Raw genomic sequence first — 22,977 nt, 5'->3', positions numbered from 1 at the left:
AATTATTTTTTAACGGCAGAACAACCTGCCATTGTGGTAATACGTATTGCTTCGGTAGGGGGCAAATCTTCATTTCTTTTCACTAATTGCTCCACCATATTTTTTGTAAGCTCTTCAAATGCTGATTCAACTATGGTAGCAGTCTGTAAAGCAGCAGGCCGACCAACATCTCCAGCTTCACGAATACTCTGAACAATTGGCACTTCACCTAATAAAGGAACCCCTAAATCATCGGCCAAATTCTTTGCACCATCTTTTCCGAATATGTAGTACTTATTGCTTGGCAATTCTTCAGGAGTGAAAAAAGCCATATTTTCAACAATACCTAGTACAGGAACGTTTATACTTTCCTGTTGAAACATTGCAACACCTTTACGGGCATCCGCCAAAGCTACATTTTGTGGTGTACTTACAACAACGGCGCCTGTAATTGGTAATGCTTGCATTATGCTTAAATGAATATCGCCGGTACCCGGTGGAAGATCTATTAACAAGAAATCTAACTGTCCCCAATCTGCATCAAAAATCATTTGATTAAGAGCTTTAGAGGCCATCGGACCTCGCCAAACAACTGCCTGATCTTGACTGGTAAAAAATCCTATCGAAAGTATTTTAACCCCATAATTCTCAATGGGTTTCATTTTTGATTTACCATCCACAGTTACTGCCAATGGTTTTTCATCTGAAACATCAAACATCAGTGGAATACTAGGACCATAAATATCTGCATCTAACACTCCAACTTTAAAACCCATTTTCGCTAGTGAAACAGCTAAATTTGAAGTAACCGTTGATTTACCGACTCCACCCTTACCAGAAGCAACTGCAACAATATTCTGTATTCCAGGTATCGGATTTCCTTTAATAGAATTTACCAATTTTTTAGCGGGGGCATCTACTTTCACATTAACCGAAACCTTGGCTTTTTCATACACTTTATCATGGATAATCTTCATTATCTCAACCTCAGTTTTCTTTTTTGCCTGAAGACTAGGATTTTTTATAGTTACATCCACAACCACTTCATCACCAAATGTCATGACGTTAGTTACAGATCCACTATCAATCAAGTTTTGACCCTCACCTGGAGCGGAGATCAACTTTAATGATTCGATTATTTCATTTTTGTTCAACTTCACCATACCTAAACAGTATTAATTTAGATTAATTCTAAAATGCAAATATACCTCGAATTGTTATAAAAATAAAGCAGTTGACCTCCGAAATCGCAACAAATTAAATAGGACTATTTTGCGGGAAGATATAAAGCTGGATCCCAAAAAACCTCTACAAAATTCACTATTTTGTCATCAACAATAATGTGACCTTCACTTTCCAATAGTTGTTGCATTAAATAGGTTCCTTCAAAATGATGTTTCCCAGTTAACAAACCGTTTCTATTTACAACACGATGAGCAGGCACATCATCCAAGCTATGAGAGGCATTCATGGCATAACCCACTATGCGAGAACTTCTTTTGGCTCCAAGGAAACTGGCGATAGCACCATAAGAAGTAACTTTTCCATAGGGAACCTGTTTTACAACCTGATATACTTTTTCAAAAAAATCTAGAGTTTCCCCTTTCATTTATCTGTCATTAAACTAATTAGAGTTATAATCGCAACAATTCCTGTAATTGAGCCGATTATTCTATTCATATTCTTTTGAGATGTGAAAGGTTTAGACTTAATCTTATCAAAAAATAAAATGTACAGATAAAACATTGTAAACGAGCCTAACACCGTACCCGCAACATAGGCCGAAATATTTATTGGATAAAATGTGAGCAAGTTTAAGGAAGCCAAAGTAATAGCCATATAGGCATGAAACGGCAAGGGAAATAAATTAAGGGCAGACAGGAACGCACCTCTAAAGAACCAACCTCTTTTGGTTTTATCTTCCGCATCATATTCTTTCACTTTTTTATTATTGGCAAAACCTAAATAATAGATTGTCAACCCTACAAAAATTAACAATCCTATTTCTTGCAACGTTTTAACGATATCAGGATGGTTGTGCAAAAATTTTGCCGACATCACCGAAATAGATGATTGAAAAGTTATCGTTAAACAAGCCCCGGCAGAAAACAAAAGGGCACTCTTACGGCCCGCATTCAGTCCAATTTTGGCGGAGGTCATGTTCAGCAATCCAGGAGGGGTAACGCCTAATGCAGATACCACATAGCCAATGAGAAGAATGAGAATAGCCTTCAAAATCAATTCAATTTAAATTGAAGATAGGTGATTGGTTTATCATTCTCAAGGTATTGTTGCTCATAGAATGTCTGCACAGCTGTAACAACCTCGGGGCTACCATAATTGGTATAAATATCGTGGTTTGAATATATTATTTCTTTATTTAACCCATGCAATAAACCTAGGGTATATCCATGCATAAACTCACTATCCGTTTTAAGGTGTACCAATCCTCCGGGCTTCAATATATTTTTATAACGATTCAAAAATTGAAGATTGGTTAATCTGTGTTTTGTGCGTTTATATTTAATCTGGGGGTCTGGAAAGGTAATCCAAATTTCATCAACCTCATTAGAGGCGAAACAATTTTCAATCAATTCTATTTGAATTCTCAAAAAGGCGGCGTTATATATATCTTTTTCCAAGGCTGTCTTAGCGCCACGCCAAAATCTAGCCCCTTTAATATCTATTCCAATAAAATTTTTGTCGGGATAACGCTCCGCCAAAGCAAGTGTATATTCACCTTTACCACATCCAAGCTCTAAAACAATAGGGTTATTATTTTTGAAAACTTCTAAATTCCAATTACCTTTTATCGGAAATGCACCATCCAGCAATTTGTCCCGTTTGGGTTGATAAACATTTGAAAAGGTTTCATTTTCCTTAAATCGTTTCAGCTTGTTTTTACTGCCCACAATTATTTAAAATTTTGGTAAAATTAAGGAAACATTTGATGTCTATCTTTGTTTGAATGAAATTAGACTCCTATATCTTATACGCACCTTTAAATTGGGGGCTAGGACACGCCACAAGAAGCATCCCCATAATCAATCATTTGATTGAAAATGGATTTTCACCCATAATTGCAAGTGATGGTGAGGCATTGGAGCTTTTAAAAAAGGAATTCCCTAATTTGAATCATGAGGAATTACCGTCATACAGGATAAAATATTCTAAAAAGAAGGAGTTTTTCAAATATAAATTACTTTTAGATACACCTAAGATAATCTCCGCTGCCAAGGCTGAACGGAAAGCAACTGCAGCATTATCCATTAAATACCCACTATCTGGTATAATTTCAGATAATAGAATGGGTGTTTGGCATCCTGAAATACCTTCAGCCTTTATTACACATCAACTTCAAGTTTTAAGCGGTAGCACGACCAGGCTTACAACAGCTTGGCATCAAAGAAAAATTGCAAGATTCAACGAATGTTGGGTTCCAGACCTTGAAGAAGAGCCAAATTTGAGCGGCTGTATGGGACACACGCAACTAAATAATATCAAGTTAAAATACATAGGTGTTCTAAGTAGGTTTGAAAAATTAAAGATTAAGAAGAAATACGATTTGCTAGCAATAATTTCAGGACCAGAACCTCAGCGAAGCCTAATTGAAAATATTCTTGTAGAAGAACTTAAACATTACGAGGGGTCGGTTTTAATTGTTAGGGGAAAGATAGAAGAATCCATAACAAGAGAGGAACAGGGCAATATTACCATTCAAAACTATATGACTACCAAAGAATTGGAAATTGCCATCAATGAAAGTGATTTGGTTATCAGTAGATCAGGTTATACCACTCTTATGGATTTGGCAAAACTTGGCAAAAAAGCATTTTTCATACCAACCCCCGGTCAATTTGAGCAAGAATATTTGGCAGAACGCCTACAACTTTCAGGTGTCGCTCCTTTTTGTAACCAAAACGACTTTAGCGTTTCTCAACTCAGTCGAGTAAGTGATTTTTCAGGATTTGTGTCTTTTACTGAACAACCCAAACTGAATAACTTATTCACTCTTTTCCAAAGTGAACGAGAATTCACTCCCAACGCCTAGTTCACTTTCAACATAAATTTTTTCCTTATGGGCTTCAATAATATGTTTAACAATAGATAAACCCAAACCGGAACCACCTTCTCTTCTTGATCCACTTTTATCAACCCTATAGAACCGTTCAAAAATTCTCGGTAAATTAACACTATCAATTCCTTCACCGTTGTCGGTAACACGAACGATAACTTTATTCTTGATTAGATTTTCGATACTCACCTCAGTAGTACCCTGGTCCTTCCCGTATTTAATAGAATTTACAATTAGGTTAGTAAGAACTTGTTGTATACGTTCAACATCCGCATTTACATAAATAGGATTTTCATAGGCCATATCGAAAGTTAAAGTGATGTTCTTCTTGGCCGCCTTCATCTCCAATAGTTCGAATACATTATTAACTAATTCAACAATGTCGAATTTCTCTATTTTAAGGCGCAAATCACCTGCTTCTAATTTGGTGATCATATCTAAATCCTTAACAATATAAATTAGACGCTCAACTCCTTTAGCAGCTCTTTTAATATACTTTTTACGTACCGATTTGTCCTTAATAGCACCGTCTAATAAAGTTAACAGATAACCTTGAACCGTAAATAGAGGCGTCTTCAATTCGTGTGAAACATTTCCTAAGAATTCTTTACGGTACTCCTCCCTAACTTTTAATGTCTCAATTTCGAGCTTTTTGTTTTTGGCAAATTTGTCAATTTCAGCAGTAAGGGTTGCCATGTCTGTAGTGATGGGGCGTTCTCTCAATGTTGTAGATTCTAAAAGAGTAAGGTCATCATAGATTTTTTTTACCCTTCTATAAATAAATCGCTCTGCCCTATACTGAACAACGATAAAGGAAATGATAAAACTTAACACTAAAAATGAAAGAATGAACCATACATTAAATTGTCCCCAGAAATACAAAAAAACACTCATAGTGAGTGTTAGAGACAACGTAAGATAAAAAGAGGTTTTTAAGGCAAACCTATATGTTTTTCTAATTGCGATGGGCATTAATCAACAAACTTATATCCGACTCCTTTAACCGTTTTAAATTTTTTATCACCAATTTTCTCGCGCAGTTTTCTTATATGAACATCAATGGTTCTACCGCCCACAACAACTTCATTACCCCATACCTTATCTAATATTTCTTCTCGTTTAAACACTTTTCCTGGTTTGGTGGCTAGGAGATATAACAATTCAAATTCTTTACGTGGAAGAACAATTTCCTCGCCCTTATAAGATATTTTGTATTCTTCACGGTTAATGGTTAACCCTGAAATTTTTATCGTTTGATCTTGGGATTCCTCTTCCTTTAATCTTCTAAGCAGGGCATTAACTTTACTTACTAAAACTTTAGGTTTAATAGGCTTAGTAATATAATCGTCAGCACCCGCATCAAAGCCAGCTAATTGTGAATAATCTTCGCCACGAGCAGTTAAGAAAGTAATTATTGTTTCTGATAAATCTGGAACTTTTCTTATTTGCTCGCAGGCCTCAATACCATCCATTTCGGGCATCATAACATCTAGAATAATTAAATGAGGCTTTTCTTTTTTAGCTTTTTTAACTGCCTCAAGTCCATTCTCAGCTGTTATTATTTGATATCCTTCTGAAGACAAATTATAACCAACAATCTCTAAAATATCTGGTTCGTCATCAACAAGAAGAATCTTAATTTCATTCTTTTTCATCCCTTATTAATCTTAACGTAAAGATAATACTAATCAAATAATTCCTATATGCATAGACTATTGATAACACAATGATAACCTTGCACACACTTTTTTAGAAAATTATTGCATCACTTCTTATTCTTTAACATTTGTTTGGTATGAAATTTGAATTTCAAATAATAATTTTAAACAAACGGTTATTTATGAGGGAAATTTACACTTTACTTTTAATTTTTGGTCTGATATCTAGTCTTCCTCAAATGGCTTATTCGCAATTAGCGAATACCAACAATACCGTTTCATCCATAAATAATACAGAAGGAACAATTGATGGCTTGTATATTTATCCTAACCCCGTTAGTAACGGCAGGATTTATATTACGACTAAAAAGAAATTAACAAAGGAGATCGAAATCTACGATGTTTTAGGTAAGAAAATAGTATCCACCCAAATTTTCGATAAAAGCCTGGATGTATCTGAATTTTCTCCAGGTGTTTATATCCTAAAGATTAAAGAAGGTGATGCTTCAGCAACTAGAAAGTTGGTAATACGCTAAAATATCTTTTCCTATTATATTATCTACATTTGCCCCAATGGTTGATGTAAACGACATTTTCTCTATTTCTTCTGAACAGGATTTCGAAAAAATCGCAATTCAAGTGTTTAATTTTCAATTTGAAAACAATAAAGTTTACCGCTCTTATTGTGATTTGCTTTTTAAGCATCCATCAGACATAAGGAAAATTGAAGATATTCCGTTCTTACCCATACAGTTTTTTAAATCTCATGAGGTTGTTTCATCATTTAAAAAGAGTGACATTGTATTTACCAGTTCTGGCACTACGAATACTGGAAACAGCAGACATTTTGTTACTGAATTGTCGATCTACAATAAAAGCTTCTTAAAAGGATTCGAACTCTTTTATGGAGACCCAAGTGATTATACGATTTTAGCACTTCTCCCTTCTTACTTAGAGCGCGATGGTTCATCATTAATTTATATGGTTGAAGCCCTAATCAATAAATCCAAGAACAAGCTCAGCGGATTTTATTTACACAATTATGATGATTTAATCCAACAGATTAATTCTTCAGAAAAAAACGGGGAGAAAATTTTATTAATAGGTGTTACCTATGCCCTTTTGGATTTGATTGAACAACATCAATTCAATTTAAAAAACACCATTATCATGGAAACTGGAGGAATGAAGGGAAAACGAAAAGAATTGATTCGTGAAGAACTCCATAAATTACTTAAAAATGGTTTTGGTGTAAATAATATTCATAGTGAATACGGAATGACTGAACTTTTAAGTCAAGCCTACTCAAAAGGTTATGGCATTTTTCAATGTTCTCCTTGGATGAAAATTTTAACCCGATCTGTTTACAACCCATTGGAAACCATGCAGGATATAAGAAGCGGGGGACTAAACATCATAGACTTGGCAAATATCAATTCCTGCTCTTTCATCGCCACTCAGGACCTAGGAAAGGTTTACCCGGATGGTTCATTCGAAGTAATAGGTAGATTCGACTCGGCTGACATCAGAGGATGTAACCTTATGGTATTATAGAATTAGTTTACCTCGATGATAAAGGTTTTCTTTTTTCCTCTATCTAAAACAATGTAACGATCGTTAATTAAATCTTTATCGTTAAGCATATAATCTTCCGACACTTTAACCTTATTAACGGCTATAGATTGTTCTTTCAAAGCTCGCCGTGCCTCACCATTAGATGGCAAGAAGCCAGTTTTAGCAGAAAGAGCTGCAATCATATCCATTCCTTCAGAAAATTCTGAACGGCTTATAATGAATTGTGGAAGATCACTAAAAAGATCCTTAAGAGCCTCGTTCTTCAATTTTTTAACGTCCTCGGCAAATGACCGACTATATAAAATTTCACTTGTAAGTTTTGCTTCCTCAAAGGCCTCATGAGAATGCACAAAAGTCGTTACTTCTTCTGCTAGTCTTTTTTGAAGCTCCTTAAGGCCAGGGTTTTGTTGATGTTCCTCAATCAAAGAATCAATTTCTTCTTTTGGCAAAAAAGTGAATATTTTGATATATTTTTCTGCATCTTCATCAGATGCCCGCAACCAAAACTGATAGAACTTATAGACAGATGTTTTGTCTGCATCTAACCATACATTTCCTCCTTCAGTTTTTCCAAATTTGGAACCATCCGCTTTAGTGATCAAAGGGCAAGTCATGGCATAAGCTTTTGTTTCTTCACCTGGGTTCATACGTCTTACCAATTCGGTTCCAGTGGTTATATTTCCCCATTGATCACTACCCCCCATTTGAAGTGTACAGTTATAAAGCTTATGTAGGTAATAAAAATCATAACCTTGAATTAATTGGTAAGTGAATTCCGTAAACGACATTCCAACACTTCCCTCCTCACCGCTTAATCGTTTTTTTACCGAATCTTTAGCCATCATATAATTAACGGTGATTCGTTTACCTACATCCCGTGCAAAATCAATGAATGTGAAATCCTTCATCCAGTCGTAATTATTAACTAAAACTGGTGCATTTTCAACTCCTGAATTAAAATCTAAAAACCTAGACAATACGCCTTTAATGCCCTCAACATTCTTCTCTAATGTCTCTTCATCCAATAAATTACGCTCATCGCTTTTGCCAGAAGGATCCCCAATCATACCGGTTGCACCGCCAACCAATGCAATAGGCTTGTGTCCTGCATTAAAGGCATGCACCAATAGAATAATTGGCACTAAACTACCAATATGAAGTGAATCGGATGTAGGATCAAAACCCACATATAAGGTGGTCATTCCCTTTTGCAATTCCTCTTCCGTTCCAGGCATGATATCGTGCACCATTCCTCTCCAACGTAATTCTTCTACTAGATTCTTTACCATTTTTAGGTCTTCTCAATTAGTTTGGCAAATATAAAAATAGACACAGAAATAAGGCTTCTTCCTTCTTATTTCTTTAAATTTAAAACATGATTCTTGTTACAGGAGGAACAGGCCTTATTGGCGCCCATTTATTGTATAAATTAGTTTCTGAAGGTGAAACGGTAAGAGCGATTTACCGTCGACAAAAGAAATTAAAACTGGTAGAACAACTGTTTTGTTTATACTCTGAAGATGCGAATCTATTATATAATAAAATTGATTGGGTAGAAGCAGATCTTAATGACATTCCTTCTTTGGAAAGAGCTTTTGAAGGGGTTACAACAGTGTACCACCTAGCCGCCTTTGTTAGCTTTGAACCAGATAAATATCAACTTCTTCGAAAAATTAATATTGAAGGCACCGCCAATATTGTAAATATTGCCATTTCCAATAAAGTTGAAAAATTGTGTTATGCTAGTTCGGTGGCTGCGATTGGTCAGGAGGTAGCAGAAGGAGATCCCATTACAGAAGAATCCCCTTGGTCTACCGAAAAGGACCATAACGTTTACGCTATTTCAAAGTATGGGGCAGAGAAGGAAGTTTGGCGTGGAACACAAGAAGGCTTGGATGCGGTTATTGTTAATCCGGGGGTAGTAATCGGACCGGGATTTTGGAAAAGTGGTAGTAGTGGAAGTCTAATCACAAAAGTTCATAAAGGAGTAAAATACTATACCACCGGAAGCACAGGCTATATAGATGTAATCGATTTAGTGGAGGTTATGACCTTTTTAATGAAGAGCGAAATAAAAAATGAACGATATATTTTAGTTTCAGAAAATTTAACCTTTAAACAGTTTTTAAATCATATAACTAAAGGCCTAGGTATTCCTCCTCCTTCAAAAAAAGCCAATAAAACACTATTAGAAATTGGGTGGCGGCTAGATTGGTTAGCAAAAAAATTAATCGGTAAACGTAGATCCCTAACTAAACAACTAACAGAATCTCTCACAACACTTTCAAATTTTGACAACTCAAAAATCAAGAGGATCTATCCTCATGAATTTAAGCCAATGAAAGTTTCAATTAAGGAAACCGTCGAGAAGTATAAAAAGGATTTTAGGGACTAGTTTTGGGCCTAGAAGTTTTTTTACCTTCCGGATTTAAGGGAATATTATTTGTTCTATCTAAGCTATCTCTCATTTTAGTCTTTAAATCATTTAAAGAGTCTCGTTTTCTTTTGTTTTCTATTTCCTCTTGCTGATAAACCTCATTGTAATGGTTTTCCAAACTATCTAAACGGTCTTGCACCCTATCTAATATGTCTTCATACTTTTCAGCATCATAGGCATAATAGGCATTACTTTGTGCAAACCTAAGACTATCTATATTATGCTTTTTAAAGATATAGGCCTCAGGATTGAGCCCTTGATTCTCTAGCAATTTTTTATTTACACTTTTAGCTGAATTAAGAATCTGTATGTCTAGCAACAAATTCACCATTTCCTCCTGGGATATTAAATCATCAGGTTTTTGGGGTCTTTTATCGCTTTCACAGGAGAAAATGAAAAAAAGCAACAATATAAAGCCAGAAAGTCTCATCAACGATTGAAAGTTAAACGCATCGCAGCTCGCTCATCAGAAAATTTCAGATTTTGGTAAGCTATATGACCATTAACAAACGTATGGGTTACCCTAGATTTAAAGGTGGTACCTTCAAACGGAGACCATCCACATTTGTAAAGTATATTCTGTTTATTTACTGTATAGGGACTTACAGGATCCACCAATACTAGATCGGCATAATAACCTTTTCTAATAAATCCTCGCTTCTCAATTTCAAACAAAATAGCGGGGTTATGGCACATTTTCTCGACAATCTTTTCTACCGAAATTTTACCCCTATGATGCATCTCCATTAGAGCCGATAAGGCATGTTGCACCAAAGGACCACCGGATGGTGCTTTGGTGTATGAATTCTGTTTTTCTTCCCAAGTATGAGGTGCATGGTCTGTAGCAATTACATCTATTTTGTCATTAATTAAGGCTTTCCATAGAGCCTCTCGATCTTTAGATGATTTAACGGCAGGATTCCACTTTATCAAGGTGCCTTTACTATCATAATCCTCTTCAGAAAACCAAAGGTGGTGAATACAGACTTCAGATGTTATTTTCTTTTTCTCGAGAGGCAGTTTATTCCCAAACAATTCCATTTCTTTAGCCGTTGACAAATGAAACACATGTAGGCGCGCGCCGGTTTCCTTTGCCAATTCTATTGCTTTTGATGATGATTTATAGCAGGCCTCCTCACTCCTAATCTTGGGGTGCATGGAAATTGGGATATCCTCACCGTACTTGGCCAAACAACTCTCAAGGTTTTTCTTAACAGTTTCTTCATCTTCACAGTGAACGGAGATCACTAATTTAACCTTTGAAAAAATTTCTTTCAAAGTTTTAGGATCATCTACTAGCATATTTCCTGTGGAAGACCCTAAAAATAATTTGATCCCAGCAACAGACTTTGGGTCCACTTTTAGCAATTCATCCAAATTATCATTAGTACCACCCAACATAAACGAATAATTTGCAATTGAAGATTTGGAAGCAATTTCAAATTTATCCTCTAAGGCCTCCACTGTTACAGTTTGTGGATTGGTATTGGGCATTTCTATAAAAGACGTAATACCACCAGCTATTGCCGCCTTAGATTCTGAAGCAATAGTTGCTTTATGGGTTAATCCTGGTTCCCTGAAATGAACTTGATCGTCTATTAGACCCGGGATCAAATATTTACCTTCCGCATCAATTATGGTGGTTTCAGAAGATTTTGCACTTATTGAAGTGTCTACATTGGCAATAAATTTGTCTTCGATAAGAACATCACCCTCCATGGTGTTATTCTCGTTGACGATTTTGGCGTTTTTTATTAAGATTTGCTTGGGCATTAGACTTCCTTATTAAAAAGACTTTTTATTTTCATGTTTAAAACTCCAAAAACAGCTTCAGAAATTATACCTCCGCTCATTTTGGATTTTCCTTTGGTTCTATCGGTAAAAATCACAGGAACTTCCACAATTTTAAAACCCTTAAGATAAGCTTTAAATTTCATTTCAATCTGAAAGGCGTACCCTACAAATTTTATATTATCTAGGTTGATTGCTTCTAATACTTTTCGCCTATAACACACAAAACCTGCTGTGGTATCGTAAATGTTCATCCCTGTTATAAACTGAACATATTTAGAGGCAGAATATGAAAGTAATACACGACTCATGGGCCAATTAACAACATTTACTCCCTTTATGTATCGCGAGCCGATAGACATATCCGCACCGTCTTCCGCACAGGCTTCATACAATCTTATTAGATCATTAGGGTTATGGCTGAAATCCGCATCCATTTCAAAGATGTATTGATAATTCGAATCCAACGCCCATGTGAATCCTGCAATATATGCAGTGCCGAGACCTGTTTTCTTTTTACGATTCAAAATATACAACCGCTCAGGAAACAGATTTTGTAATTCCTCAACTTTCTTAGCCGTTCCATCCGGCGAATTGTCATCTACAATTAAGATGTTAAAATGATCATTGAGTGAAATTACAGCCCGAATGATAGCTTCAATATTCTCGATCTCATTATAGGTAGGTATGATGACGAGTGCATCACTCATTCCAAAGAAATTTTAGCAAAAATACATTATTTAAATCACCAAATCTATTCGATATTGATATCATAATAGAGTTTTTTATTGTTCTTATTAGATTAAAAAGTCTGTTTGTAAAAACGAATTAAACCAAATCTTTATAATTTTGAAGCCATGTTAAGAGAAACTATTTCAAATGAATGGTTCACTGCATCCATAGTAGTTGCCTTAGGATTAATTACCCTAGCAAAATTTTTATATAGTTATCGATTTCATGACTTTTTAGCGGTAATAACCAATTCCAAATACCTAAAAATTTACATAAGGGAGCAAAAGTTTTTTGACACCTTTGATACCCTGCTTTATATCAACCTCATTATTTCTGCAGCCATATTTGGATACATCGCACTGGGAGAATTTGTTGACCTAAATACATTTAACCCAGAAGAATATTTAAAAATATTGATTGGTTTTGGCGCAATTGTAGTCATAAAGATAATGATTGAACGTTTGGTTGGCAGTATGTTTGAAATTGATGGACTAATAGATTCATACCTCTTTCAAAAAACGACTTATAAAAATTATTCCGGGTTAATCTTACTGGCAGCCAACATTTTAATGATTTATACTATTACCCCCTCAAAAACAATTATCTTAATCGTTTTCGGTATTTTATTTTTGATAAATCTCAATGGTTTCTTAACAACACTCAAAAATCATCAAAACCTGTTATTCAGCAACTTTTTCTATTTTATTTTGTATCTTTGCGCTCTTGAAATCGGACCTTACATATTATTGTACGAGTTTATTTCAGCTCAAAAAGCTTAAAAAAACAATCCCCGACCTATGAAAGTGAAAACTATTTTAGTGTCTCAGCCAGAACCTAAAATTGAGAACTCTCCTTATTTCGATCTACAAGAAAAGCAAAAAGTTAAAATTGATTTCCGTCCATTTATACATGTGGAAGGGGTTCCTGCAAAGGAAATCCGTCAGCAAAAGGTGGATTTGGCCAATTATTCAGCAATCATTTTAACCAGCCGTAATTCTGTTGATCATTTTTTTAGGGTAGCAGATGAAATGCGATTTAAAGTACCAGATACTTTAAAGTATTTCTGTCAGTCTGAAGCAGTTGCATATTACTTACAAAAATATGTAGTATATCGCAAGCGAAAGATTTATGTAGGTAAGCGAAATTTTACCGACTTATCTCCCCTAATTAAAAAATATAAGGACGAGAGGTTCTTATTGCCAACAACTGACAAATTAAAACCAGAGGTTCCTGAAACCTTGAACAATTTGGGTGTTAAATGGAAGGAAGCCATTTTCTACAAAACTGTAATCAGCGACCTTTCAGACTTGGCAGATGTTTATTACGATATTTTGGTGTTTTTTAGTCCATCAGGAATTGAATCGTTGTTTCACAACTTTCCTGATTTCAAACAAAATGAAACCCGAATAGCGGTGTTTGGTAATACTACGATTAAAGCCGTTGAAGAGCGCGGGTTGCGTGTGGACATTGCTGCACCAACCCCAGAGACACCTTCTATGACCATGGCTTTGGAAAAGTATATCAACCAGGTTAATAAGACAAAATAAATTGAAGGAACAATTTACCTAAACAAAAAAATCCCGACCATTTCTGGTTGGGATTTTTTTGTTTTAAAACGCATAGCGCTGTGGACCGCCTCGCCTTATTTCTTCACTTGCATAGGCTTCAAACTTTTTAAAGTTCTCCCTAAAAGCATTCGTCAATTTAAAAGCCGTTGTGTAATATGCCTCATCATTGTTCCATGTGGCCCTTGGACTTAATACTTCGGTAGGAACACCAGGACATGTTCTAGGTTGCGCAACTCCAAACACTGAATGAATATGATAATCATCATAATTATACAATCCAAGATCACCATTTAACACAGCGTTAATCATCGCCCTAGTATATTGTAATTTCATACGTTTACCTACACCATATGGACCTCCCGTCCACCCTGTATTAACTAACCATACATTAACTTTCGCCTCAACCATTTTAGCACTCAGCATTTCAGCGTATTTCGTTGGATGCAATGGCATAAATGGCGCACCAAAACAGGCAGAAAATGAAGGTTGAGGCTCAACAACGCCGGCCTCCGTTCCTGCTACTTTAGCGGTATATCCAGAGATAAAATGGTACGCCGCCTGACTTGGGGTAAGTTTAGAAATAGGAGGAATTACACCAAAAGCGTCGGCTGTAAGGAAAAATATATTCTTCGGATTCTTGCCAATTGACGGAACCTGAATATTGTTTATATGGTAAATAGGATAACTAACTCTTGTATTTTGAGTAATGGAGGTATCACCAAAATCAACCTTCCCATTACTATCTGCTATAACATTTTCTAAAATAGCGCCCTTCTTTATTGCATCGAAAATATCTGGTTCATTTTCTTTACATAAGTTAATCACTTTTGCATAACAACCACCTTCAAAATTAAAGACAGTATTTTCGTTTGTCCAACCATGCTCGTCATCTCCGATTAATTTTCGATTAGGGTCGGCAGAAAGAGTTGTTTTTCCTGTGCCAGAAAGACCAAAAAATATAGCAGTATCACCATCTTTTCCAACATTTGCACTACAATGCATTGGTAAGGTGTTTTTGTAAACCGGCAAAATAAAATTCAGGGCAGAAAATATACCCTTTTTTATTTCTCCCGTATAACCAGTACCACCAATTAAAGCTATTTTTCGACTAAAATTCAAAATGGCAAAGTTATGTTGACGAGTACCATCTCTTTCAGGGTCAGCCATAAATCCAGGTGCATTTATAACCGTCCATTCCTCATCAAAGTCTTTTAGCTCCTCTGCACTTGGCCTTAAAAACATATTGTATGCAAAGAAGTTACTCCAAGGATATTCAGTAATTACGCGAATATTTAATTGGTAACTCGGATCTGCACATGCATAGGCATCCCTAACATACAATTCTTTTTCAGACAAGTAACCAACTACACGATCATACAAGGCATCAAATTTGGATGGATCGAAGGGAATATTCACCGGTCCCCACCAAACCTTATCCTCGGTAATTTTGTCTTTTACAATAAATCTATCCTTTGGTGATCTTCCTGTAAATTCACCAGTATTAATCGCCAAAGCTCCAGAATCAACCTCAATGCCCATGTCTTTTTCAATGGTCATCTCATGTAATTCGTTTGGAGAATTTTGATAATTGATTATGGCATTTTTAATGCCATACTGTTCAAGCGAAATCGTTTTCGAAATTTGAGTTTCGTCTACCATAAATTAGATTGTTGTTATGGGGGCAAAATTAAATATTTAAAACAATCTCCCCTAAAATTTTAAGATATTAGTGCTCTTTAGAAGAAATTCCGAACAATAAAATTACCCATGCCACAATAAGAAGCAATCCTCCAATAGGTGTAATAAATGCTATAGTTTTAAAATCAAAACTGGTCAATATATTCGTTGCCAAACCATAGATTGAACCTGAGAAAAAAATTAATCCAAATACTACTAACCAGTAAGAAATTTTAACAATTTTTGGTGAAATACTGCCTAATTGAGATAAAAACAATAAAAATAAGCCATGATACATTTGGTATCTTACTCCAGTCTCAAAAGTGGCTATATTTTCAGGACTTACTAATTCTTTTAAACCATGTGCACCAAATGCACCTAAAATAACAGCTAGTACTCCAATGGAAATACCACTTATCAATATTTGTTTACTCATTTTAAAATTCCTAATATTATTTTCACGAGGGTATTTCTTAAATTCGTTAGACAAAACTAATCAACTAGGTTCATTATGCGAAAGATTTTAATTTTCGGGGCTGGGAAATCTGCATCTTATGTGGTTAAGTATTTATTAGACAAATCTTATGATGAAAATCTGCACATTATTGTAGCCGATGTGAATATTGCGAGAGCCAAAAAATTGATAGGCGACCATGAAAATGCCCAGCCGAAGTACATAGACATAACCGATACACGGGCAAGACATGCCGCTATATCTAATGCAGACATTGTTATATCTATGCTTCCTGTTAAGCATCATATTGAGGTTGCCAAAGACTGTTTAACCTTTAACAAAAATATGGTTACCGCCTCCTACATTACGGATGCTATGCATTCTTTAGATGCTAGGGCCCGAGAGAAAGACTTAATATTCATGAATGAAATAGGGGTAGATCCTGGTATAGATCATATGAGCGCCATGCAGGTGATTGATCGAATACGATCAGAAGGTGGGAAAATAGTATTATTTGAATCATTCACTGGCGGTCTCATTTCCCCTGAGTGCGACCACAATCTTTGGAATTATAAATTCACTTGGAATCCTCGTAATATAGTCCTGGCAGGTCAAGGTGGGGCAGCAAAATTTATTCAGGAGGGATCTTTCAAGTATATACCTTATCACCGTCTGTTTAGGAGAACAGAGTTTTTAGAAGTAGATGGTTTTGGAAGGTTTGAAGTTTATGCAAATAGAGATAGTCTTAAATATCAGAGTGCATATGGTTTGGATGATGCCAAAACCCTTTACAGGGGAACTATGAGACGAGTCGGTTTCAGTAGGGCATGGAATGTTTTTGTACAGTTAGGCATGACCGATGATGAATATTATATGGATGATACTGAAAACATGACTTACAGAGAGTTTGTAAACACATTTTTACCTTACCACCCAACTGATTCTGTAGAATTGAAGTTTAGGCATGCCTTAAAAATAGATCAAGATGATACAGTTTGGGAAAAATTTGAAGAATTAGATTTGTTTAGCGACAAAAAGAAGGTAGGTCTTTCCAAGGCTACACCTGCTCAAATACTTCAAAAAATTCTAGAAGACAGCTGGACATTAAAGGAAAAGGATCGCGATATGATTGTAATGTATCATAAGTTTGGATATGAATTGGATGGTAAAATGCATCAAATAGATAGCACCATGGTAACATTAGGTGAAGATAGCACATACACTGCCATGGCTAAAACCGTTGGACTTCCATTGGGCATTGCAACCTTATTAATTCTAAATGAAAAAATTACAACTCCGGGAGTTTTGATGCCTTTAGCTAAAGAGGTATACGAACCTATTATGAAGGAACTTAAAGAATATGATATCACCTTTACCGAAAAAAAAGTTCCTTATTTAGGGTACAATCCTTTGAATCTATAAAGAAATTCCATGAAATCGAACAATCAAGTTGTAGAAATTGATGGTATAGACAAAACAATTCTCCGGGCTTTAATGGAAGATGCTCGAACGCCCGTGCTAGAAATAGCAAGGCAGGTTGGTATTTCTGGAGCTGCCATCCATCAGCGTTTAAGAAAGCTAGAAAAATCCGGCTTGATTTCCGGATCTAAATTTGTTATCAACCCAAAGGTTTTAGGCTATACTACAATGGCTTTTATTGGTGTGTATTTAGACAAGGCGGTTAGTAATCCTGAAGCTGTAAGGCAGCTAAAAAAAATACCTGAAGTCCTAGAATGTCATTATACCACTGGCAACTGGAGCATCTTTGTAAAGATTCTTTGCAAGGACAATTCTCACTTAATGTATTTATTAAGCAAGGAAATCCAATCCATTACTGGAGTCTCTAGAACCGAAACCTTTATTTCTTTGGAACAGCAAATTGACAGACAGATTAAAATATAAAAGCCCTTAAAGGGCTTTTTATTTATGACGGCATATCTTATTAATCTCTTCCTCCAAAAATTTGAAGTGCCCAATAGATTAATGATGCTAAGGCACCAATTGCTGCCACTAAATAAGTTCTAGCTGCCCATTTAAGTGCATCTGAAGCAGCGGCATGCTCTTCTCTATTCAGCATATGTTTATTTTCTAACCAAGCCAACGCCCGATTACTCGCGTCATATTCTACTGGAAGCGTAATGAAACTGAATAAGGTAGCCATCCCCATCATTGCCAAACCAGCAACAGCCACCCAATAGCCCAAACCAACACCAGCTGCAGCACCTAAGACTAAACCACCAATGATTAACCACTGCGACATTTGAGATGTAATACTTACAACCGGGACTAATTTAGATCGCAATTGCAACATACTATAAGCAGTGGCATGTTGAACGGCATGGCCACATTCATGTGCTGCAACAGCAGCCGCAGCAGCATTACGCTGGTGATAAACTGGCTCACTTAAATTTACAGTTTTATTTTTTGGATTGTAATGGTCTGTAAGTTGACCAGCTGTAGAAATTACCTGCACATCTCGAATTCCATTATCCGCCAACATTTTCTCAGCAATCTCTTTACCGCTCATCCCATTTTGAAGATGAACTTGACTGTATTTCTTGAATTTTGATTTTAATTGCGCACTAACCGCCCAGCTAACTAAAGCGATGGCACCAATTAATATATAATAACCTAATCCTATTCCCATTTTTTAAAAATTAAAATTTAAAGATAGAATGAGAATAGCAAAAAGCAAGCCAATAAAATGTTAAGAAAAAATGTCAGTTTAAGACATGCTGGGCACCCCAACCGAAGGCCTCAGCTATCTCCTGATAAACAATTTCACCATTGACAATATTAAGCCCTTTTCTTAAAGACTCATCTTCGTCGCAAGCCTTTTCCCAGCCCTTGTTAGCCAACGCCAAAACGTATGGCAAGGTAACATTTGTCAAAGCAACAGTGGAAGTGTAAGGTACTGCCCCAGGCATATTCGCTACACAATAATGAACGATGTCATTAATTATAAAAGTTGGATCTTCGTGAGTAGTCGGGGAAGAAGTTTCTATACACCCTCCCTGGTCCACAGCCACATCAATTATTACTGTACCGGGCCTCATTTCCTTTAGCATGTCTCGGGTAATAAGTTTTGGTGCTTTCCCGCCCTTAATAAGAACGGCACCAATAATTAAATCGTGATTTTTAATACGCTCTTTAATATTGAAGGCGCTGCAAAATTCTGTAACAACATGGTTAGGCATTATGTCATTGACATAACGAAGACGCTTCATATTAATATCCATAATTGTAACGTGGGCGCCCAGCCCCGCTGCCATTTTAGCCGCTTGCACACCAACAACTCCTGCTCCCAAAATCAACACCTTTCCTGGAGGAACTCCAGGCACGCCACCTAATAAAACTCCCCTGCCCTTAATAGGCTTTTCAAGATATTTGGCTCCCTGCTGAATTGCCATTCGCCCTGCAACTTCAGACATTGGTGTAAGAAGAGGCAAACTTCCCTCAGAACATTCAACGGTTTCATAAGCAATACAAACCGCTTTACTTTTAATCATTGCAAGGGTTAAAGGTTTGCTACTTGCAAAATGAAAGTAAGTGAATACAATTTGGTCTGGCCTAATTAAATCATATTCTTCTTTGATAGGCTCTTTAACCTTTACGATTAAATCCGCCAATTTATACACAGCTTCGATGCTTGGTACTATAGTAGCACCAACTTCGGAATAATCACGATCAAAAAATCCACTACCGTCGCCAGCAGTGGATTGGATAAAGACTTCGTGCCCATCCTTTATCAGTTCAAAGACACCCGAAGGGGTCATGCCCACTCTACTTTCGTTGTTTTTAATTTCTTTAGGAATTCCAATTTTCATCTGAGAAGAAAGGTTAGATTAATAATTGGAATTCAATATACCCTTAAAAATTTTACATAAACAACTGTTCAGCCTATACTTATCCTAATGTTATTAACGACAATTGAAACTAGCCTTTTTTACGATGTTTCAAAATAAGGTAGACCAATAAGAAAGAAGAAATAACAGTTATTCCGTTAGCCAAAATCATCGAGGGGCTTTCAATAATAATCCCATAAACCAACCACAGGACGATTCCCATAAAAAACATCAAGAACATAGGTAACGACATGGAGGAAACGTCTTTGGTCTTCCATGTTTTATAAACTTGTGGAAGAAAGGCCGCTGTAGTTAAAAAGGCAGCAATAAAACCGACCACTTCAGTTATGTTTACCTCAGCCAACTATATTCACAATTTTACCTGGCACTACAATCACCTTTTTGGGAGTGCGTCCCGCTAATTGTGCCTGGGTTCTATCATCTGCTATTACAGCCTTTTCAATTTCTTCTTTGGAAAGATCTAAAGGCAATTCTAAAGTAAACCGCATTTTTCCATTAAATGAAATCGGATAATTCTTAACACTTTCCACCAAAAAGTTTTCATTAAACTTTGGAAATGGTGCCGTTGAAATACTTTCATTATGACCCAATTGATACCATAATTCTTCAGCAATATGAGGCGCATAAGGTGAAACTAAAACCAAAAGGGGTTGTAATATTTGTTTACTTGTACATTTTTGTGCGGTTAATTCATTCACTGCAATCATAAAAGTTGAAACAGAAGTGTTAAACGAAAAGTTTTCGATATCCTCTTCAACCTTTTTAATGGTTTTATGAAGCGTTTTTAAGCTTTCTTTTGAAGGTTCAGAATCATCCACTTTAAGAGTTTCTTCCTCAAAATACAAACGCCAAAGTTTCTTTAAGAAAGAGTGCACTCCGGTTATGCCTGCAGTATTCCATGGTTTAGCTTGTTCCAATGGACCCAAGAACATTTCATACAAACGCAAACTGTCCGCTCCATATTGATGGCAAATCTCGTCTGGATTTACAACATTGTATTTAGATTTAGACATTTTTTCGACCTCTCGAGCGACTTTAAATGTGCCATCCTCCTCACAAATAAATTCAGCATCAACAAATTCTGGACGCCAATTTTTAAAAGCATCAATATCCAATTCATCAGAAGCATTTACGAAGGACACATCTGCGTGAATGGGATATGCTTCCTCATTACCAACCACATCCTTAGAATATAATTTATTAGCATTTAAGTCTTTTTTTACAAAGGCACTTGTCCCCAAAATCATCCCTTGGTTGATTAACTTTTTAGCATATTCATCAACCGGCACCAAACCTTTATCGAACAAGAATTTTTGCCAAAAACGTGAGTATAATAAATGCCCTGTGGCATGCTCACTACCTCCAATATAGAGATCTACATCTTTCCAATAGTCAAGAGCCTCTTTCCCCGCAAATTCGGCTGAATTTCCGGCATCCATGTAGCGATTAAAATACCAACTACTTCCAGCCCAACCCGGCATAGTGTTCAACTCTAATGGATAAATAGTTTTATTATCTATAAGGTTATTACTTACAACTTTATGATTAACCGTATCCCAAGCCCAAACGTCTGCATTTCCTAATGGTGGCTCTCCTGTTTCAGTTGGTAAATATTTTTCAACTTCAGGAAGTGTAATGGGCAGATGCTCTAGGGCAATCATTTGTGGCATGCCATTAACATAATACACAGGAAATGGTTCTCCCCAATAACGTTGTCTGCTGAAAACAGCATCCCTTAACCTATAGTTAATCTTTCCTTTACCATGGCCATTATGTTCTAATGCCTCAACAACTCTCGCAAAAGCTTCTTTATATGGCATCCCTGACAAGAAATCACTATTTGCAATTACTGTTTCACCCTTTTCTTCGTGGGCATGTTCACTTATATCAACACCCTCAAAAATATTTGGGATTGGCAGATTGAAATGTTTTGCAAAATCATAATCCCTTTGGTCTCCACATGGAACAGCCATAACGGCACCAGTTCCATAACTTGCCAAAACATAGTCCCCAATCCAAATAGGGATTGCATTTGCAGTAAAAGGATGTTCAGCAAAAGCACCAGTGAAGACCCCCGAAATAGTTTTTACGTCCGCCATACGATCGCGTTCGCTGCGTTTTGCTGTTGCCTCAATATAAGCGTCAACCTCTGCTTTCTGCTCAGGTGTAGTAATCTTTTCCACCAAAGGATGCTCCGGAGCAAGTGTCATAAACGATACTCCGAAAATAGTATCTGGTCTGGTAGTAAACACTTCAATAAGGTCTGCCCTATCAACAATTTTGAATTTTACACTTGCCCCACGCGATTTTCCAATCCAATTACGTTGGCTCTCCTTCAAAGATTCAGGCCAATCGATGCGATCTAAACCTTCCAAAAGACGTTCGGCAAAAGCTGAAATGCGCATGCTCCATTGGGTCATTTTCTTGCGAACAACTGGATGACCTCCACGTTCTGAAACTCCATTTACAATTTCATCATTCGCCAATACAGTCCCCAAAGCAGGACACCAATTAACTTCTGTTTCTGCCAAATATGTGAGTCGATAACCTAAAAGAATCTCTTGTTGTTTTACAGAAGAAAATGAATTCCATTCGTCAGCAGTAAAATTCGGCAAATCATCATCGCAGGCCGCATTGACATTAGAATTTCCACTACTTTCAAACTTTGTTATAAGGGTGGAAATGTCTTCAGATTTGTCGGTATCAAAATTATACCAAGACTCAAACAACTGAATAAATATCCATTGTGTCCATTTATAATAATCAGGATCGCTAGTGCGTACTTCACGAGACCAGTCAAATGAAAAACCTATCTGATCTAACTGCCTTCTGTATGTGGAAATATTTTCTTTAGTAGTAATCGCAGGATGCTGACCTGTTTGTATGGCATATTGTTCGGCTGGCAAACCAAAACTATCATATCCCATCGGGTGCAATACATTAAATCCCTTATGACGCTTGTAGCGTGCATAAATATCTGATGCAATGTAACCTAAAGGATGCCCGACATGTAATCCAGCTCCAGATGGATAAGGAAACATGTCTAAAACATAATATTTTGGTTTGTCTGAATTATTATCAGCTTTAAAAGTTTGGTTTTCAGCCCAATACTTTTGCCACTTTTTCTCAATATCATTGAAATGGTATTTCATCCCAGCCTCTTAT

The 22,977-nt window shown here is 36.3% G+C and carries 24 protein-coding genes; 8 read left to right on the top strand and 16 right to left on the bottom strand.

Translation table 11 applies throughout. The annotated features are described in order from the left end of the window. Window positions 1-2: 2 nt before the first annotated feature. From ISU00_RS08800 to trmB, 4 genes are all read right to left on the bottom strand, one after another. The gene (locus tag ISU00_RS08800) at window positions 3-1,139 is read right to left on the bottom strand and encodes an Mrp/NBP35 family ATP-binding protein (RefSeq protein ID WP_228853721.1); all 1,137 of its coding nucleotides are present in this window, start codon (window positions 1,137-1,139) and stop codon (window positions 3-5) included. Between the two features lie 107 nt (window positions 1,140-1,246). Then, window positions 1,247-1,588, bottom strand: a complete 342-nt coding sequence (locus tag ISU00_RS08795; protein ID WP_228853691.1) for an MGMT family protein — start codon at window positions 1,586-1,588, stop codon at window positions 1,247-1,249. Continuing rightward, the gene (locus ISU00_RS08790; RefSeq protein WP_228853690.1) at window positions 1,585-2,214 is read right to left on the bottom strand and encodes a LysE family translocator; all 630 of its coding nucleotides are present in this window, start codon (window positions 2,212-2,214) and stop codon (window positions 1,585-1,587) included. The genes ISU00_RS08795 and ISU00_RS08790 overlap by 4 nt, the downstream gene beginning before the upstream one ends. A 2-nt stretch (window positions 2,215-2,216) precedes the next feature. Beyond that, window positions 2,217-2,891 carry a tRNA (guanosine(46)-N7)-methyltransferase TrmB gene (gene trmB / locus ISU00_RS08785; protein ID WP_228853689.1) on the bottom strand — a complete coding sequence of 225 codons (675 nt, stop codon included), beginning with the start codon at window positions 2,889-2,891 and terminating at the stop codon, window positions 2,217-2,219. 56 nt (window positions 2,892-2,947) lie between these two features. On the opposite strand from trmB, the gene ISU00_RS08780 reads away from it, so the two are divergent. Beyond that, entirely contained in the window at window positions 2,948-4,030 is a 1,083-nt protein-coding gene (locus ISU00_RS08780) for a glycosyltransferase (protein WP_228853688.1), read from the top strand. On the opposite strand, the gene ISU00_RS08775 is transcribed toward ISU00_RS08780, so the two are convergent. Both ISU00_RS08775 and ISU00_RS08770 read right to left on the bottom strand, forming a co-directional pair. Further along, a complete protein-coding gene (locus ISU00_RS08775) occupies window positions 3,983-5,026 on the bottom strand; it encodes a sensor histidine kinase (RefSeq protein WP_228853687.1) in 1,044 nt (347 codons plus the stop codon). The genes ISU00_RS08780 and ISU00_RS08775 overlap by 48 nt on opposite strands. Next, window positions 5,026-5,709 carry a response regulator transcription factor gene (locus ISU00_RS08770; RefSeq protein WP_228853686.1) on the bottom strand — a complete coding sequence of 228 codons (684 nt, stop codon included), beginning with the start codon at window positions 5,707-5,709 and terminating at the stop codon, window positions 5,026-5,028. The genes ISU00_RS08775 and ISU00_RS08770 overlap by 1 nt, the downstream gene beginning before the upstream one ends. A gap of 185 nt (window positions 5,710-5,894) precedes the next feature. Here ISU00_RS08770 and ISU00_RS08765 point away from each other — a divergent pair, with 185 nt between their 5' ends. Next, window positions 5,895-6,248, top strand: coding sequence for a T9SS type A sorting domain-containing protein (locus ISU00_RS08765; protein ID WP_228853685.1), 354 nt, complete (start codon window positions 5,895-5,897; stop codon window positions 6,246-6,248). Between the two features lie 37 nt (window positions 6,249-6,285). Further along, window positions 6,286-7,266: a long-chain-fatty-acid--protein ligase gene (locus ISU00_RS08760; RefSeq protein ID WP_228853684.1), complete on the top strand. Its 981-nt coding sequence runs from the start codon at window positions 6,286-6,288 to the stop codon at window positions 7,264-7,266. Between the two features lie 2 nt (window positions 7,267-7,268). Here the strand turns inward: ISU00_RS08760 and tyrS are convergent, their stop codons facing one another. Then, window positions 7,269-8,576, bottom strand: coding sequence for a tyrosine--tRNA ligase (gene tyrS, locus ISU00_RS08755; protein ID WP_228853683.1), 1,308 nt, complete (start codon window positions 8,574-8,576; stop codon window positions 7,269-7,271). An 86-nt stretch (window positions 8,577-8,662) separates the two neighbouring features. Between tyrS and ISU00_RS08750 the strand changes: the two genes are divergently transcribed. After that, window positions 8,663-9,682: an NAD-dependent epimerase/dehydratase family protein gene (locus tag ISU00_RS08750; RefSeq protein WP_228853682.1), complete on the top strand. Its 1,020-nt coding sequence runs from the start codon at window positions 8,663-8,665 to the stop codon at window positions 9,680-9,682. Here ISU00_RS08750 and ISU00_RS08745 read toward each other — a convergent pair. Genes ISU00_RS08745 through ISU00_RS08735 form a run of 3 tightly spaced genes read right to left on the bottom strand, consistent with a single transcriptional unit; the run spans window position 9,672 to window position 12,225 of the window. Further along, the gene (locus tag ISU00_RS08745) at window positions 9,672-10,154 is read right to left on the bottom strand and encodes a DUF4296 domain-containing protein (protein ID WP_228853720.1); all 483 of its coding nucleotides are present in this window, start codon (window positions 10,152-10,154) and stop codon (window positions 9,672-9,674) included. The genes ISU00_RS08750 and ISU00_RS08745 overlap by 11 nt on opposite strands. Beyond that, a complete protein-coding gene (locus tag ISU00_RS08740) occupies window positions 10,154-11,497 on the bottom strand; it encodes a dihydroorotase (RefSeq protein WP_228853681.1) in 1,344 nt (447 codons plus the stop codon). The genes ISU00_RS08745 and ISU00_RS08740 overlap by 1 nt, the downstream gene beginning before the upstream one ends. Beyond that, window positions 11,497-12,225: a polyprenol monophosphomannose synthase gene (locus tag ISU00_RS08735; protein WP_228853680.1), complete on the bottom strand. Its 729-nt coding sequence runs from the start codon at window positions 12,223-12,225 to the stop codon at window positions 11,497-11,499. Before ISU00_RS08735 ends, ISU00_RS08740 begins: the two co-directional genes overlap by 1 nt. Window positions 12,226-12,372: 147 nt before the next feature. On the opposite strand from ISU00_RS08735, the gene ISU00_RS08730 reads away from it, so the two are divergent. Next, entirely contained in the window at window positions 12,373-13,026 is a 654-nt protein-coding gene (locus ISU00_RS08730; protein ID WP_228853679.1) for a DUF4271 domain-containing protein, read from the top strand. An 18-nt stretch (window positions 13,027-13,044) separates the two neighbouring features. Then, window positions 13,045-13,794, top strand: coding sequence for a uroporphyrinogen-III synthase (locus ISU00_RS08725; protein WP_228853678.1), 750 nt, complete (start codon window positions 13,045-13,047; stop codon window positions 13,792-13,794). 63 nt (window positions 13,795-13,857) lie between these two features. Here the strand turns inward: ISU00_RS08725 and pckA are convergent, their stop codons facing one another. Together pckA and ISU00_RS08715 are read right to left on the bottom strand one after the other, a co-directional pair. Beyond that, entirely contained in the window at window positions 13,858-15,474 is a 1,617-nt protein-coding gene (gene pckA / locus ISU00_RS08720; protein ID WP_228853677.1) for a phosphoenolpyruvate carboxykinase (ATP), read from the bottom strand. A 67-nt stretch (window positions 15,475-15,541) separates the two neighbouring features. Next, entirely contained in the window at window positions 15,542-15,928 is a 387-nt protein-coding gene (locus tag ISU00_RS08715) for a DUF423 domain-containing protein (protein ID WP_228853676.1), read from the bottom strand. Between the two features lie 75 nt (window positions 15,929-16,003). Here ISU00_RS08715 and ISU00_RS08710 point away from each other — a divergent pair, with 75 nt between their 5' ends. Then, window positions 16,004-17,368, top strand: coding sequence for a saccharopine dehydrogenase family protein (locus ISU00_RS08710; RefSeq protein ID WP_228853675.1), 1,365 nt, complete (start codon window positions 16,004-16,006; stop codon window positions 17,366-17,368). Window positions 17,369-17,377: 9 nt separating this feature from the next. Continuing rightward, a complete protein-coding gene (locus ISU00_RS08705) occupies window positions 17,378-17,848 on the top strand; it encodes an Lrp/AsnC ligand binding domain-containing protein (protein ID WP_228853674.1) in 471 nt (156 codons plus the stop codon). A gap of 40 nt (window positions 17,849-17,888) precedes the next feature. Here the strand turns inward: ISU00_RS08705 and ISU00_RS08700 are convergent, their stop codons facing one another. The 4 genes from ISU00_RS08700 to leuS form a co-directional block, all read right to left on the bottom strand. Further along, on the bottom strand, window positions 17,889-18,593 hold the full coding sequence (locus tag ISU00_RS08700; protein WP_228853673.1) for a zinc metallopeptidase: 705 nt from the start codon (window positions 18,591-18,593) through the stop codon (window positions 17,889-17,891). Window positions 18,594-18,666: 73 nt separating this feature from the next. Then, window positions 18,667-19,773 (bottom strand): alanine dehydrogenase, encoded by a 1,107-nt coding sequence (ald, locus tag ISU00_RS08695; RefSeq protein WP_228853672.1) that lies wholly within the window; start codon window positions 19,771-19,773, stop codon window positions 18,667-18,669. Between the two features lie 109 nt (window positions 19,774-19,882). Next, entirely contained in the window at window positions 19,883-20,155 is a 273-nt protein-coding gene (locus ISU00_RS08690; RefSeq protein WP_228853671.1) for a SemiSWEET family sugar transporter, read from the bottom strand. Further along, the gene (leuS, locus tag ISU00_RS08685; RefSeq protein WP_228853670.1) at window positions 20,148-22,964 is read right to left on the bottom strand and encodes a leucine--tRNA ligase; all 2,817 of its coding nucleotides are present in this window, start codon (window positions 22,962-22,964) and stop codon (window positions 20,148-20,150) included. The genes ISU00_RS08690 and leuS overlap by 8 nt, the downstream gene beginning before the upstream one ends. Window positions 22,965-22,977: the final 13 nt, after the last annotated feature.

Origin of the sequence: Aegicerativicinus sediminis, assembly GCF_015476115.1 — a bacterium.
In the GTDB taxonomy this organism is placed as follows: Bacteria; Bacteroidota; Bacteroidia; order Flavobacteriales; family Flavobacteriaceae; genus Aegicerativicinus; species Aegicerativicinus sediminis.
The sequence above is the reverse complement of the archived record's forward strand: the minus strand, read 5'-3'. Positions and strand labels throughout refer to the sequence as shown.